This window comes from Streptomyces sp. NPDC059247, assembly GCF_042754005.1.
In the GTDB taxonomy this organism is placed as follows: domain Bacteria; phylum Actinomycetota; class Actinomycetes; order Streptomycetales; family Streptomycetaceae; genus Streptomyces.
This window is the reverse complement of the sequence record NZ_JBHYZW010000002.1, coordinates 446,299-460,954: the sequence shown is the minus strand read 5'-3', so window position 1 is coordinate 460,954 and position 14,656 is coordinate 446,299. Positions and strand designations below refer to the sequence as shown.

Annotated in this window: 14 protein-coding genes and 1 tRNA gene; 11 read left to right on the top strand and 4 right to left on the bottom strand. The window is 68.6% G+C overall.

Going from position 1 to position 14,656, the window contains the following annotated elements:
* Positions 1–81 precede the first annotated feature (81 nt).
* A complete protein-coding gene (grpE, locus tag ACFXGN_RS06015; protein WP_384854011.1) occupies positions 82–726 on the bottom strand; it encodes a nucleotide exchange factor GrpE in 645 nt (214 codons plus the stop codon).
* Positions 726–2,564 carry a molecular chaperone DnaK gene (gene dnaK / locus ACFXGN_RS06010; protein WP_384854010.1) on the bottom strand — a complete coding sequence of 613 codons (1,839 nt, stop codon included), beginning with the start codon at positions 2,562–2,564 and terminating at the stop codon, positions 726–728. Before dnaK ends, grpE begins: the two co-directional genes overlap by 1 nt.
* Before the next feature lie 455 nt (positions 2,565–3,019).
* Here dnaK and ACFXGN_RS06005 point away from each other — a divergent pair, with 455 nt between their 5' ends.
* The 3 genes from ACFXGN_RS06005 to ACFXGN_RS05995 all read left to right on the top strand — a co-directional run bounded on the left by ACFXGN_RS06005 (position 3,020) and on the right by ACFXGN_RS05995 (position 7,217).
* Positions 3,020–3,508, top strand: coding sequence for a sugar transferase (locus ACFXGN_RS06005; RefSeq protein ID WP_384854008.1), 489 nt, complete (start codon positions 3,020–3,022; stop codon positions 3,506–3,508).
* 107 nt (positions 3,509–3,615) lie between these two features.
* Entirely contained in the window at positions 3,616–5,892 is a 2,277-nt protein-coding gene (locus ACFXGN_RS06000) for a (Fe-S)-binding protein (protein WP_384854005.1), read from the top strand.
* A 263-nt stretch (positions 5,893–6,155) separates the two neighbouring features.
* Complete coding sequence (locus ACFXGN_RS05995; RefSeq protein ID WP_384854003.1) at positions 6,156–7,217, top strand: Yip1 family protein; 1,062 nt, start codon at positions 6,156–6,158, stop codon at positions 7,215–7,217.
* 82 nt (positions 7,218–7,299) lie between these two features.
* Here the strand turns inward: ACFXGN_RS05995 and ACFXGN_RS05990 are convergent, their stop codons facing one another.
* A complete protein-coding gene (locus tag ACFXGN_RS05990) occupies positions 7,300–7,797 on the bottom strand; it encodes a phosphoribosyltransferase (protein WP_366441932.1) in 498 nt (165 codons plus the stop codon).
* Positions 7,798–7,810: 13 nt separating this feature from the next.
* Positions 7,811–8,386 (bottom strand): dCTP deaminase, encoded by a 576-nt coding sequence (gene dcd / locus ACFXGN_RS05985; RefSeq protein ID WP_384854000.1) that lies wholly within the window; start codon positions 8,384–8,386, stop codon positions 7,811–7,813.
* Between the two features lie 402 nt (positions 8,387–8,788).
* Here dcd and ACFXGN_RS05980 point away from each other — a divergent pair.
* The 8 genes from ACFXGN_RS05980 to ACFXGN_RS05945 all read left to right on the top strand — a co-directional run bounded on the left by ACFXGN_RS05980 (position 8,789) and on the right by ACFXGN_RS05945 (position 14,558).
* A tRNA-Gly gene (locus ACFXGN_RS05980) sits at positions 8,789–8,859 on the top strand.
* Between the two features lie 150 nt (positions 8,860–9,009).
* Complete coding sequence (locus tag ACFXGN_RS05975; protein ID WP_384853997.1) at positions 9,010–9,423, top strand: WXG100 family type VII secretion target; 414 nt, start codon at positions 9,010–9,012, stop codon at positions 9,421–9,423.
* Between the two features lie 23 nt (positions 9,424–9,446).
* The gene (locus ACFXGN_RS05970; protein WP_384853995.1) at positions 9,447–9,752 is read left to right on the top strand and encodes a WXG100 family type VII secretion target; all 306 of its coding nucleotides are present in this window, start codon (positions 9,447–9,449) and stop codon (positions 9,750–9,752) included.
* Positions 9,752–11,521: an RNase A-like domain-containing protein gene (locus ACFXGN_RS05965; protein ID WP_384853992.1), complete on the top strand. Its 1,770-nt coding sequence runs from the start codon at positions 9,752–9,754 to the stop codon at positions 11,519–11,521. Before ACFXGN_RS05970 ends, ACFXGN_RS05965 begins: the two co-directional genes overlap by 1 nt.
* A 27-nt stretch (positions 11,522–11,548) precedes the next feature.
* Positions 11,549–12,109 carry a hypothetical protein gene (locus tag ACFXGN_RS05960; RefSeq protein WP_384853990.1) on the top strand — a complete coding sequence of 187 codons (561 nt, stop codon included), beginning with the start codon at positions 11,549–11,551 and terminating at the stop codon, positions 12,107–12,109.
* 46 nt (positions 12,110–12,155) lie between these two features.
* A complete protein-coding gene (locus ACFXGN_RS05955) occupies positions 12,156–12,455 on the top strand; it encodes an RNase A-like domain-containing protein (protein ID WP_384853988.1) in 300 nt (99 codons plus the stop codon).
* A gap of 13 nt (positions 12,456–12,468) precedes the next feature.
* Positions 12,469–13,125 (top strand): contact-dependent growth inhibition system immunity protein, encoded by a 657-nt coding sequence (locus ACFXGN_RS05950; RefSeq protein ID WP_384853986.1) that lies wholly within the window; start codon positions 12,469–12,471, stop codon positions 13,123–13,125.
* Positions 13,126–13,769: 644 nt separating this feature from the next.
* Entirely contained in the window at positions 13,770–14,558 is a 789-nt protein-coding gene (locus ACFXGN_RS05945; RefSeq protein WP_384853984.1) for a polymorphic toxin-type HINT domain-containing protein, read from the top strand.
* Positions 14,559–14,656 lie beyond the last annotated feature (98 nt).

Sequence of the window (14,656 nt, the reverse complement as noted above, 5' to 3'; positions counted from 1 at the left end):
TCCTTCCGGACTGCTCCGGTGTTCGTCCCTGCTCCGGTGGTCACCGGGGTTCCGGTGACCACCGTGGTGGAGAGCGGTGCGTCACCCCTCGTCGGGGGCACCGCTCTCCTCGTCGGCGGACGGCTTCGCGTCGTCCTTGGCCGGTGCCGCGCCCGGCTGGGGCTCGGCGACGGCCACGCGGGCGGGCCGGATGGTCCGCTCGCCGATCCGGTACCCCGGCTGCAGGATCGCCACGCACGTCGTCTCCGTGACGTCCGGCGCGTACGAGTGCATCAGGGCCTCGTGGATCGTCGGGTCGAAGGGCTCGCCCTCCTTGCCGAACTGCTGCAGACCCATCTTGGCGACGACGGTCTCCATCGATTCGGCGACCGACTTGAACCCGCCCACGAGCTCGCCGTGGTCCCGGGCCCGGCCGACGTCGTCGAGCACGGGAAGGAGCTCGGACAGGAGGTTCGCGACGGCGATCTCCTTGACCGTGATCCGGTCCCGCTCCACGCGGCGGCGGTAGTTCTGGTATTCGGCCTGGAGCCGCTGGAGGTCCGCGGTGCGCTCGTCGAGCGCGGTACGGGTCTGGTCCAGCTGCGCCAGCAGGGCTACGTCCGTAGCGTCCCCGGCCGGGGCCGCCCCGTCCGCCTTGTCGGCGGGAGCGGCGGCCTCGGTCTCCTCGGGCGTGCCGTCGGCGGGGACTTCGGGCTTCTCCTCGAAGCCCGGGGTCTCCTCCGACATCAGGCAGCGCCGCCCTTCGGCTTGTCCTCGTCCACGATCTCGGCGTCGACGACGTCGTCGTCGGCCTTGGCCTGACCGGCGTCGCCGCCCGCGGCCTGCGCGGCCTGGGCGTCGGCGTACAGCGCCTGGCCGAGCTTCTGGGAGACGGCCGCGACCTTCTCGGTGGCGGTGCGGATCTCCGCGCTGTCCTCGCCCTTGAGCTTCTCCTTCAGCTCGACGAGGGACGCCTCGACCTCGGTCTTGACGTCGCCGGGGACCTTGTCCTCGTTGTCCTTGAGGAACTTCTCCGTCTGGTAGACGAGCTGCTCGCCCTGGTTGCGGGACTCGGCGGCCTCGCGGCGACGGTGGTCCTCGTCCGCGTACTGCTCGGCCTCCTGGCGCATCCGGTCGACCTCGTCCTTCGGCAGCGAGGAGCCGCCGGTGACGGTCATCTTCTGCTCCTTGCCCGTGCCCAGGTCCTTCGCGGTCACGTGCATGATGCCGTTGGCGTCGATGTCGAAGGCGACCTCGATCTGCGGGACGCCGCGCGGGGCCGGCGGGAGGCCGGTCAGCTCGAACATGCCGAGCTTCTTGTTGTACGCCGCGATCTCGCGCTCGCCCTGGTAGACCTGGATCTGCACGGACGGCTGGTTGTCCTCGGCCGTCGTGAAGATCTCGGACCGCTTGGTCGGGATCGTGGTGTTGCGCTCGATGAGCTTGGTCATGATGCCGCCCTTGGTCTCGATGCCGAGGGACAGCGGGGTCACGTCGAGGAGCAGGACGTCCTTGACCTCACCCTTGAGGACACCGGCCTGGAGCGCGGCGCCGATGGCGACGACCTCGTCCGGGTTGACGCCCTTGTTGGCGTCCTGGCCGCCGGTCAGTTCCCTGACGAGCTCGGCGACGGCCGGCATCCGGGTCGAACCGCCGACGAGGACGACGTGGTCGATCTCGGAGAGGTTGATGCCCGCGTCCTTGATGACGTTGCGGAACGGCACCTTGCACCGGTCCAGCAGGTCGGACGTGAGCTGCTGGAACTGGGCGCGCGTGAGCTTCTCGTCCAGGTGCAGCGGGCCCTCGGCGGAGGCCGTGATGTAGGGCAGGTTGATCGAGGTCTCGGTCGAGGACGACAGCTCGATCTTCGCCTTCTCCGCGGCCTCGCGGAGACGCTGGAGAGCCATCTTGTCCTTGGCCAGGTCCACGCCGTGGCCGTTCTGGAACTGCGTCACCAGGTAGTCGACGACGCGCTGGTCCCAGTCGTCACCACCGAGGTGGTTGTCACCGTTGGTGGCCTTCACCTCGACGACGCCGTCGCCGATCTCCAGGAGGGACACGTCGAAGGTGCCGCCACCGAGGTCGAAGACGAGGATCGTCTGGTCGTCCTTGTCGAGGCCGTACGCCAGGGCGGCGGCGGTCGGCTCGTTGACGATGCGCAGGACGTTGAGGCCCGCGATCTCACCGGCCTCCTTGGTCGCCTGACGCTCGGAGTCGTTGAAGTACGCCGGGACGGTGATGACCGCGTCGACGACCTTCTCGCCCAGGTACGCCTCGGCGTCACGCTTGAGCTTCTGCAGGATGAAGGCGCTCATCTGCTGCGGGTTGAAGTTCTTGCCGTCGATCTCGATCTTCCAGTCGGTGCCCATGTGGCGCTTGACCGACCGGATGGTCCTGTCGACGTTGGTGACGGCCTGACGCTTGGCCACCTCGCCGACGAGCACTTCGCCGTTCTTCGCGAAGGCGACGACGGACGGCGTGGTCCTGGCGCCCTCGGCGTTGGTGATGACGGTGGGCTCGCCGCCTTCGAGAACGCTGACGACGGAGTTAGTCGTGCCCAGGTCGATGCCGACCGCACGTGCCATTTCGATTCCTCCAGCTGACTGACTTGAGTGGAACTGACTCAAGGATGCATGAGACCCGGATCAGAGTCAACAGACCTGAGCGCAGGCGACTCAACTCTTCGCCCGCCCATCCGCTCACAGCGGCCCCGGGCGGGCACGGAACACACCATTCCGACCCGCCGGAGCGGCGCGCGTCGCTCCGGGACCCGGCGGGGTGGCGCATGAGAGAGTCCGGTTGCCCCATGACGGGCAAAGCTGCCATATACCACGAATATCCCACGAATAACCCATGATCTCGCGTCCCGGGGATTCCGCCCGCCGCCCGCAAGGGGGCGGTGGACGACGCGCCCCGCCCGCCGCCCGGACGGGCGCGGGACCGGCGCCCGTCCGGGCACGGGGGACGACGGGGCTCGCTCGACGCTCGGAGGGGTGCGGGAAATGACGGGGCTCGCCGGACGCTCGGAAGGGTGCGGGAAATGACGGCCAAGCGCGTGTTCGACGTCCTGGGCGGGCTCGCCCTCCTGGTCGTGCTGTCACCGGTCCTCGCGATCGTCGCCCTGTCGCTCGCGCTCGGCGGGGCGGCCCCCGAGGGGCGCGTCCTGCGCCGCCGCACGGTGGCGGGTCTGGACGGGCGGCCCTTCACCATGCTGACCTTCCGCACCAGGAGCCCGCTGGGCGCGCTGCCCCTGCTGCTGCACGTCGTCGGCGGCCGGATGTCGCTGGTCGGGCCGTGTCCGCTGGCCCCGGCGCACCGCGAGTGCGCGGGCGAGGGCCGCCGCCGGCTCTCCGTACGCCCCGGGCTCACCGGCCCCTGGCAGATCAGCGGGCGCTCGGAGCTGCCGTGGGAGGAGCGCGAGCTGCTCGACCTGCACTACGTGGACCACCACTGGCTCGGAACGGACCTGACCATCCTGGCGCGTACGCTTCCAGCTGTCCGCAGGCGGCGCGCGGCAAGGTTTGCCTGAGCGACACAGATCACCGCGAACGCCGCTACAGCACGGAGCCCCGAACGGGTAATCTCTGCACGGACTCCATAAGTTACTGCTTAGTAGGCCCGCCCGAGGAGCCCTTCATGCAACTCGCCGCGATCATCGTGTCGCTGACCCTGACCGCGGTCGGCGTCGCTCTGCTCGCTCGCGCCGTCGGCCAGTTCGTCCGGTACTTCAAGCTGGGACAGCCCGTCCCCGCGGGCAGCCGGACCGACAATCCCTACCAGCGGAGCGTGACGCTCGTCCGGGAGTTCCTCGGCCACACGCGCATGAACCGCTGGGGCATCGTCGGCTTCGCCCACTGGTTCGTCGCCGTGGGCTTCCTGACCCTGCCGCCCACCCTGGCCCAGGCGTTCGGCCAGCTCTTCCGGGCGGACTGGACGCTGCCGGTCATCGGCGGCTTCCTCCCGTTCGAGCTGTACATCGAGTTCATCGGCGTGATGACGATCCTCGGCATCGCCGTGCTGATGGTCATCCGCCTGCTGAGCCTCCCGGGCAGGGCCGGCCGCAAGTCGCGCTTCGCCGGTTCCAAGGCGGGCCAGGCGTACTTCGTCGAGTACGTGATCCTCACCATCGGCCTCGCCATCTACGTGCTGCGCGGCCTGGAGGGCGCGATCCACCACGTCGACGGCTACGAGGCGGCCTACTTCGCCTCGTACCCCCTGGTCATGGCCTTCGAGGGCCTGAGCGTCGGCACCCTGCAGACCCTGATCTACTTCACCGCCATGGTGAAGATCAGCACCTCGTTCATCTGGATGATCGTGGTCTCGCTGAACACCAACATGGGCGTCGCCTGGCACCGCTTCCTCGGCTTCCCGAACATCTGGTTCAAGCGGAACGCGGACGGCGCCACCGCGCTCGGCGGGCTCCTGCCGATGACCACCGGCGGCCAGGAGATCGACTGGGAGGACCCGGCCGAGGACGCCGTCTTCGGCGTCTCCCAGGTCGAGCAGTTCTCCTGGAAGGGCCTCCTCGACTTCTCCACCTGCACCGAGTGCGGGCGCTGCCAGTCGCAGTGCCCCGCCTGGAACACCGGCAAGCCCCTCTCCCCCAAGCTCCTCGTCATGTCGCTGCGCGACCACGCGCACGCCAAGGCGCCGTACCTGCTCGCGGGCGGCGGCAAGGACATGGGGGGCAACGAGAAGGCCACCCCGGAGCAGCTGAAGGACGTTCCCGCCGCCGCCCTCGCGGAGGCCGAGCGCCCCCTCATCGGCACCGCCGAGGAGAACGGCGTCATCGACCCCGACGTCCTGTGGTCCTGCACCACCTGCGGCGCCTGCGTCGAGCAGTGCCCGGTGGACATCGAGCACATCGACCACATCGTCGACATGCGCCGCTACCAGGTGATGATCGAGTCCGCGTTCCCGTCCGAGGCGGGCACGATGCTCAAGAACCTGGAGAAGAAGGGCAACCCCTGGGGCCTGGCGAAGAAGCAGCGCGTCGAGTGGACCAAGGAGGTCGACTTCGAGGTCCCGATCGTCGGCAAGGACATCGAGGACCTCACCGAGGTCGACTACCTGTACTGGGTCGGCTGCGCGGGCGCCCTCGAAGACCGCGCCAAGAAGACCACCAGGGCCTTCGCCGAACTCCTCCACATCGCGGGCGTCAAGTTCGCGATCATGGGCGGCGACGAGAAGTGCACCGGTGACTCCCCGCGCCGCCTGGGCAACGAGCCGCTGTTCCAGCAGCTCGGCCAGGAGAACGTCGCGATGCTGAACATGGCGTTCGGCGAGTCCCTCGACGAGGACGGGAGCGTGGACCCGGAGACGAAGAAGCCGAAGTCGGCGAAGAAGATCGTCTCGACCTGCCCGCACTGCTTCAACACCATCGCCAACGAGTACCCGCAGCTCGGCGGCGAGTACGAGGTCATCCACCACACCCAGCTGCTCCAGCACCTCATCGACGAGGGCAGGCTGGTCCCGGTGACCCCGGTCGAGGGCCTCATCACCTACCACGACCCCTGCTACCTGGGCCGTCACAACAAGGTCTACACGCCGCCGCGCGAGATCATGTCCGCCGTCCCCGGGCTGCGCCAGCAGGAGATGCACCGCCACAAGGAGCGCGGCTTCTGCTGCGGTGCCGGTGGCGCCCGGATGTGGATGGAGGAGCGGATCGGCAAGCGCATCAACAACGAGCGCGTCGACGAGGCCCTGTCCCTCAACCCGGACATCGTCTCCACCGCCTGCCCGTTCTGCCTGGTCATGCTGACCGACTCGGTCAACGGCAAGAAGAACGAGGGCAAGGCCAAGGAGTCCGTCCAGGTCGTGGACGTCGCCCAGCTGCTCCTCGAATCGGTCAGGACCCCGGCCGACCCGGAGCCCGCCGAGGACCCGGAGCCGGAGCCCGAACCGGCGGTCTGAGCCGACGGTCCGAGCTGAAAACACGGAAGGGCCGCCCCGCGCACATCGCGCGGGGCGGCCCTTCGGCGTCGGGTCGGGGTCGGACCGGGCCGGGATCCCCTGGACCGGCCGGAACACCCCAGGGAGGTCCTAGAGAGGTCCTAGGGAGGCCCCGGGGAAGGGCCCCGGGAGGCCCCTGACGATCCCCTAGGGGATGTCACAGCTCCGTGGCAAGCCGGACGCGGAGGCGCGCCGGGGCGCCGGGAGCGGGTACGTTCCTTGACGTGGCTGGATTCAGGAACGGACGCGGCCGGGACAACCGCAACCCACAACAACCGCAGCAGGCCCCCTACGGGCACCAGGCGGCCCCGCCGCCGTACCCGCAGCAGCAGTGGCCCGAACAGGGCCAGGGCCGGGGCCAGGCCCCGTACGGACAGCAGGGCGGGCACCCGCAGGACGGGCACCCGCAGGACGGCGGCCGGCCGTACGGCGGTCAGCAGCGGGGCGGCCAGCCGTACGGGGGCCGACCCCAGGGCGGGCACGGGCAGCAGCCGTACGGCGGACAGCCCCCGTACCGCGATCAGGACGGGCGGGGCGGCCGGGGCGGACAGCCCCCGTACGGCGGCCCGTCCCAGGGCGGGCACGGCGGGCAGCCGTACGACGAGCCCGAGTACTTCGGGGACCCCTACGGGCAGCGGCAGCACCCCGGCGCCGCCGCCGCGAACAATCCGGGTCACACCCAGATGTTCAGCGTCGACGACCCCTACGGGCAGGACGGGCCCCCCGCCGCCCCCGTCCCCACGGGCCCCCGGCTCCCCTGGAAGGGCCTCCTGAGCGGCATCGTGCTGCGCCCGGCGGACACCTTCCTCCAGATGAGGGACCACGCCGTCTGGGGACCGGCGCTGATCGTCACCTTCCTCTACGGGCTCCTCGCGATCTTCGGCTTCGACAAGGCGCGCGAAGAGGCGATCAACGCGACCCTGTCGACGGCCGTCCCGTACGTCCTGATGACCGCCACGGGCTTCGTCCTCGGCGGGCTCATCCTGGGCGCGGTCACGCACACGCTCGCCCGTCAGCTCGGCGGCGACGGCGCCTGGCAGCCGACCGTGGGCCTCTCCATGCTGATCATGTCGATCACGGACGCCCCGCGCCTGGTCTTCGCGCTCTTCCTGGGCGGCGAGAACGGCCTGGTCCAGGTGATCGGCTGGCTGACCTGGCTGGCGGCGGGCGCGCTCTTCACCCTGATGGTCGGCCGCTCGCACGACCTGCCGTGGCCGAAGGCCCTGGGCGCGTCGGCGATCCAGCTCGTGGCCCTGCTGAGCCTGATCAAGCTGGGCACGCTGTAGGAGCGGGAGCACGCGGTACGGACGGTACGGAGAAGGCCCCCGCCGACGCCCGGCGGGGGCCTTCTCCGTACCGCTCAGCGGCTCAGGCGTCGAGGATCTGGCCCTCGCGCCGGACGACGGGCGGCTCGACCGACCAGGGGAAGTTGATCCACTCGTCGGTCTTCTTCCACACGTACTCGCACTTCACGAGGGAGTGGGACTTCTCGTAGACGACGGCCGAGCGGACCTCGGCGACGTGGTCGACACAGAAGTCGTGGACGAGCTTGAGGGTCTTGCCGGTGTCGGCGACGTCGTCGGCGATCAGCACCTTCTTGTCGCTGAAGTCGATCGCGTTCGGCACCGGCGCCAGCATGACCGGCATCTCCAGGGTGGTGCCCACCCCGGTGTAGAACTCCACGTTGACCAGGTGGATGTTCTTGCAGTCCAGGGCGTAGGCCAGACCACCGGCGACGAAGACGCCGCCACGGGCGATGGAGAGCACGATGTCCGGCTCGTAGCCGTCGTCGGCGATGGCCTGCGCCAGCTCGCGGACCGCCCGCCCGAATCCCTCGTACGTCAGGTTCTCGCGTACGTCACTCATGTCTGCGACCGCCTCACACCTGGGTCCGATGGAAGTTCAGGAAGGAACGGGAGGCCGTCGGCCCCCGCTGGCCCTGGTACCGGGAGCCGTACCGCTCGCTGCCGTACGGGAACTCGGCGGGCGAGCTGAGCCGGAACATGCACAGCTGCCCGATCTTCATCCCCGGCCAGAGCTTGATCGGCAGGGTGGCGAGGTTCGACAGCTCCAGGGTCACGTGACCGGAGAAGCCGGGGTCGATGAACCCGGCGGTGGAGTGGGTGACGAGCCCGAGCCGCCCGAGGGAGCTCTTCCCCTCCAGCCGGGAGGCGATGTCGTCGGGGAGGCCGATGACCTCGTAGGTGGAGGCGAGCACGAACTCGCCGGGATGCAGGATGAACGCCTCGTCGCCCTCCGGCTCGACCTCACGGGTGAGGTCGACCTGCTCGACGGCGGGGTCGATGTGGGGGTACCGGTGGTTCTCGAACACCCGGAAGAAGCGGTCAAGCCTCACGTCGATGCTCGAGGGCTGCACCATGGATTCGTCGTACGGGTCGATGCGCACCCGTCCGGCATCGATCTCGGCCCGGATGTCCTTGTCTGAGAGAAGCACGTCCCCACGATACGCAGAGGGCGCGGACCTGCCCCAATCGGCATTCGCCCGCGCCCCGGCCACCGTCAGCGCCGCCCGGCCTCCACGGGCACGGCATTCCGCAGCCGCGCACACCTCGGACACCGGACGAGCCGCCCCGGCCCGATCCGCCCGGCCCCGAGCTGCTGAAGCGGGAACGAGGCGGTACTGAACACGTGCCCCTCGGCACAACGGACGACGGTGCGCTCCATCGGAACCATCAAGTCCCTTCCCCTACACATGTGGTGGACGAGAAGCCACATTAGGGGATCAACGGGACACCCTCCAGCACGGCACTCCGCACCCGGAAAACCACGAGCTTCGACTCAAGTGGCGCATGGGGTACAGTATGCAACGATGCGGCACGGATCACCCGTCCGCTACGCGGATGTAGTTTAATGGTAGAACATGAGCTTCCCAAGCTTATAGCGCGGGTTCGATTCCCGTCATCCGCTCTTGATGACGAAGCCCCGGGTCAGAGACCCGGGGCTTCGTCGTTGTCCAGGCTCCTCACGGCTCCCGTCCCCGATCGCCAGGACCCGCCCGCTAGGGTGAGCAGCCGCGCCAGGAATGCGTACGGACAACGCGACGAGCGGGGGCTCAGGATGCGCAACGCCGATCTGGACGTCTCGGAGGACGGGCTCACCAGGCTGGCAAACGACCTCGGCGAGATGCAGCGCTATCTGGAGCGGCAGACCCGCCGCATGGACGAGGTCGTCGACAGGGTCGCCGCGGGCTGGCAGGGGCCCACTGCCACCGCGTACCGCTCGCTGCACCGTGGTGTCGCCGAGGACTCCGTGCGCATCCGCCAGGTGATGGTCCTCCTCGAAGCGGCCATGCGTGCCTCGCGCGACGGCTTCACCGAGCGGGAGTTCGACACCCTGGCCCGGATCCGGCGGACGCAGGACGGCGAGGACGTGGCCGCCGCCGCGCGCGCACTCACCGTGCCCGACCCGGCGCCCGCGCCGAACACCGGCCCGGATGGCAGCCGGCCGCAGAGCCGCATTCTCGACGTCTGAAACCACGGGGGGGGATCAGCACCATGACGGACGAAGAACGGATCACCGTCGACTTCGCCACCCTCCAGCGCCTCTCGGGGGACCTGGAGGACATCCTCCGCACCCTCAACGAGAAGCTGGACACCCTGTACGGTCGGGCCGCGAAGGTCGTCCTGAGCTGGGACGGCGAGGCCCGGGAGGCCTTCATCGATGAGCTGGACAAGTGGAGTCGCTCAGCGGACGACCTCAAGGCGGCCCAGGCCTGGCTCCACGAGGTCGTGGTCAAAGGACACCTCAACTACGCCGCGGCCAACAGGTCCGTACTCGAAGGCTGGGGAGGCGGCGCCTGATGGCCGGCCCGTCCACCCCCGCCCAGCCCCCGGGCGGCAGCGGTGCCATCGACGTCAAGCCGAGCGACCTCTGGTCGGTCTCCGGACGGGTCGCCGCGCAGCAGGACTTCCTCGTGCGCGGTGCCAACAAGCTCCTGGAGGAGCTGCGCGAGTACCCCGACGCCGGAGGCGCGGGCAGTGAGGCCCAGAAGTTCGCCCAGGCGTACAAGAAGACCGGCGACCGCTGGCTGGAGGTCTGGGGCAAGTCCGTGCTCAGCGTCGGCGGCGTCGCCGTCGGGTTCACGGAGACGGCCAACGCCTACACCCAGGCGGACGCGGCGGCCCATCCCAAGCAGGGAACGACGGCCGAGCAGCGCCCCCGCCCCGCCGTCATCGACCAGGCTCCGAAGTTCGGTGGGATACCGGACATCAAGTGGGGTGACGACGACGGCGGCGACGACATCCTGCGCGGCGCGATGGAGCTCATCCCCGAGATCGTCCGGGACGTCCTCCAGCCGCTGTGCAAGCACGTGTTCCGAGTCGGACGGGTGGCGGACGTCCATCCCTTCCCGCAGCAGCACTACCTCAACTCCCTGTGCCACAGCTGGATGAACGTCTCCATCACGGCGTCACTGGGGGCGGACCAGCTCACCCAGGCCGTCGGCACCATCACCAACCACCAGCAGGCCGACTGGGAAGCCGCCATGCGGACGTTCTGCAGCGCCCTGTGGGGAGGGACGGCATGGGGACGGCAGCGGCACGGCTACCAGTGGGCACAGACCGCCAACTCGGGCCCTGGCACTCCTCGCCTCCCCACCGGCAGCGAGCCTGTCCTGGCCGTGCTCAAGGACACGGCGGACGACATCGCCACGATCCTGCGCGAATACGCGGAAGCCGCCGTCGACCTCAACCGCGACGTCGAGGACGAACTCCACCGCGCCATGCTGCAGGCTGCCAAGGAGGTCATCGAAGACCTGGCCAAGCCCAAGAATCCCAAGGATCTGCTCGGCAACGTCACATCTCTGATCGGCAAGGGTGCAGGCCTGATCCTGTCGTTCGACATCAAGACCGTCCTGAACATCGACACGGCCAAACTGAATCGGATCGTCGGCACCTACACCGGCATCCTGACAACTCTTACCACCCGCACGGAGGCGCTGAAGGGGCCTCTGGACGAGGCGTACCTGAGCGCCCCAAAATTCGAGGCCGGCGTCGCCCGCGCCCACGGCTTCGGCACGCGAGCCCTGGAGGAGTTCAAGGACTCTCAGGTCTGGTTGAAGGTCGACTCGAACGGCAACTACGACCTGAACCTCGCCGCCAACGAGTACATGGGGGACGGCCATACCCTGGACAAGCACGTCGGCAAGACCGACGAGCAGCTCGCGCAGCGCCTGCGCGACCAGCAGTCGAACGGCCCGACGCAGGCGTGGCCGCACGGCAAGCCGATGCCCAGCGGCTCTTCGGCCTTTCCGAACTATCAGCGGGCGGAGGACCTGACCGAGTACAACCTCGACAAGAACAAAGCCGATATCGAGGCGTGGATCAAGGGCCCGCCGCCGGCGTCCGACGGCGATGTCAAGTCGTTCTACTCGACGGCACCCAACGGCGAACCCAGCGGCCGCAGCGTAAGCAAGCAGCCGGTGGACCCGAACGACCCGCTGTCCGGATACAAGCAGGGCGGCATCAACGCCAAGGCGTACGACGTCACGGGCATCGACACGCGGATCCGGTACGACAGCAGCCGCACCCCGCCGTTCACCGTCATGACGTCGATGCCCTCCAAGTCCTAGCGCTCCACCAAGAAAGGCCCCTACCGCATGCCCGTCGACCAGGCGTCCTGGGAAGCCGCGGTACGTCACCTGTACGAGGACGCGTACCCGTACGACGCCACCGGCCCACGTCGTCACGAGGACTGGATCCTCGACGTCCCCGCGCTGATGGCGCGGGTCGGGGACCCGCGGGGCTGGACCGGCCTCGACGACGCGGCGCAGGCCCCGGAGCGCGCGGCGTCCCCCACGTACCCCTTCGTCTCCCACTCCCCGGACTACATCAGGACACGCCTCCGTGAGATCGACCGGGGCAGTGCCGAGAACCTGCTCCTGGCCCTCACGGACGACGGCTGCACGCTGTCCAACCTGCGGCGCTTCACGGAGAGCGAGGAAGAACTGCGGGTCATGGCCTGCACAGTCCTCGCGCGATACGGAGACACGGCCACCTACCACACCAACGTTGACCGGCCCGGCGCCGCGCCCGGCACACTCGACTTCACGACCCCGAACTGGGGGTGCAGCCCGCTCAGCGTCTACTCGGAGGACTGCGGCCTGATCGTCGTCTCAGGCACCGAGGTCGGCATGTTCTGGAACTTCTCCGACTACTGAGACGTACAAACGCAGCCCTGACCAGGCGCTTTGAGAGGATGCCCCCGTGCTGACCCGTTCCGCTTCCTATTCCGACCGGGAGACCACCCACTGGGCCACCCAGCAGGTGGTGAACGCCAACGAACAGGTCATCCACCGCTGGCTCGCCCAGAACACCCGGGCCCGCCTCACCATCGAGGCCGCCTGGCCCTCCCACGAGAAACCCGTGGGACGGGTCCACCTCGAAGGCGACCTCTTGGCCGGCCACGGGCCCGTCGACGTCCGCGCGGCACGCGTGGTGCTGCGCCGCGAGGCGTCGAGTCCGCACGGCTTCGTCGTCCACACGACCATCCCGTTCTACCTGTAGGGGCCGCACGCACATGCCCATGAAGCCCCTCGAACACGACCGCCGGTACGGCGAGCTGGACCAGGTGATGCGCGCATACCTGGGACAACCGGCCGACGACACCCCGGAGCGCCGCAGCCGCGCCCTCGACGCGTACCTCCGTCACACCTGGCACACCCGCCCCTCGGCCATCGCCGAGGCGGAGCGCCAGCTGCGCGAGTACAGCCGTAATCCCCCAGGCCGCATCCGGCGGGAGTTGGGCGAGTTCTACGCGATCCCGGACACCGGGATGCCCCAGTCGGAGATCGGCGGCTGGCTGACGGTGTTGGCCGACCACCTGAAGACGAGCATCGAGGAGGGCGACGTCCCGGAGCCGGCGTCCCCACAGACGCACTGGGAGTGGCACGCGCGCTTCCCCGAGACCGCTCAGCTGCTCGGCGGCTGGTTCTCGCAGGACATCGTCGACGAGTTCCCCGACCACCACGCCGCCGTCGCCGACCACGCCGCCACCACCCACCCCCAACTCGTCGCCCGCCTCGTGGGCGAACTCCACGAACTGCTCGCCCTCCCCCTGGACGAGGGCGACTACGCCCTGGCCGCCGCCGAACTCGGCATGGAGGTCGGACCGCCGGAGCCGTTCTCCTACGGCGCCTGGTTCCAGTCGGTGGCGACGACACTGTCCGACGTCTGATCCGAACTCGATGGCTGGGCGTCCTCCCTCGTTCCAGACGGGGTTACGGCCGCCCGGCGGGCCCTTCGCGGGTCGCGGGCAACCGCCCCACTCGTGCCCCGCCCGTGCCCTTCAGAGCGGACAACAGCGGCCGATACGGATATCCACGAGCCTGCGGGACGAGTGCCGCCAGGGATTGTTCCCGCAGGTCAGAGGCGGGATATCCGACTGGGCGACGGTGATTCCCAAGCTTATGGCGCGGGTTCGATTCCCGTCATCAGCTCGTGGGCGAAGGCCCCGGTCGGGGAGCGGGGCCTTCGCCGTTGTCCCGGCAGATTTGCGGGGCTACGCCACGATCGGGGCCTCAGAGTGCCACCACTGATGGCTTCCCGCAGGACGGGGGCGATCTCCTCGGGCTTGAGATCGGTGCCGTCGAGCCCTTCCACGGTCCGGAGGCAACGCCAACCCGTACGACTACTGTGCGGGCGACCCGTCAACTGCACCGACATCGACGGCAACTGGGGCTTCAGCTTCAAGAAGATGTTCAAGCGTGTCGCCCGCATCGCGGAGATCGCCTCGTACATCCCGGCCCCATCGGCAACATCGCCTCCGCCGTCGGAGCCATCTCCTACGCCGCCACCGGCAACTGGCGCAAGGCTGCGGAGATGAGCGTCGGCATCGTCTTCGGCTCCGTCGGCCGCCTCGCAGTCAGGGGCTTCACAGCAGCCCGTGGACTCCGCAAGGCAAGCCGGGTCAAGCGTTACTACTCGCCCGCCAAGCGGGTGTTTCGTAGAACAGGGTGCAGGACGAGGAACTCTTTCATCCCGGAAACCCTTGTCCTCATGGCTGACGGTAGCTATCTACCGATCGGAACAATCCAGGTCGGCGACTACGTGGCCGCCACCGCCCCGGAGACCGACGTAACAACGTCTCAGCCAGTGCTCGAACTCATCAGTGGATTCGACACCAAACAGACGGTCGAGATCGATGCAGACCTCGATCCTCTGACTCCTGCGGTGAAAGCCACTGCCGGACACCCCTTCTGGGTCGTCGACAAGGGATGGACCAAGGCATCCGACGTCAAGGCCGGAGACATACCGACCTCGACTGTCGAGGGGACGTTCCAGGTTGCCGATGTACGCAACCTGGGCGAGCTTCCTGACCAGCTCGTATTCAATCTCAACGTCGGCAATGTACATACCTTCACAGTGAAGGTCGGCACACACGACGCCGTTACGCACAGCGCTTCCTCGCGTGGACACGGACGCCACTACGGAGTGGGAAAGAAGTTCACGAAGAGGAGTGAGCGAATCATCCTCAAGGCGAACGCCATGAAGTACGGCATCGCAAGGTGTGAATACTGTGGCGTCCCGCTCAAATCCTCCAGGAAGTCCATGTCAGGAGTGATGCCCCCGCGCGCAACGAGTACCAGGCGGATCACCGACGCCCGATGACCCAAGGCGGCACAAACTGCCCCGTCTGCAACGGAATGACTCTCCGAGGCTGCAACAGGAGCTGGTCCGACAAGATAAAGACATGACTTAGAGGCCGG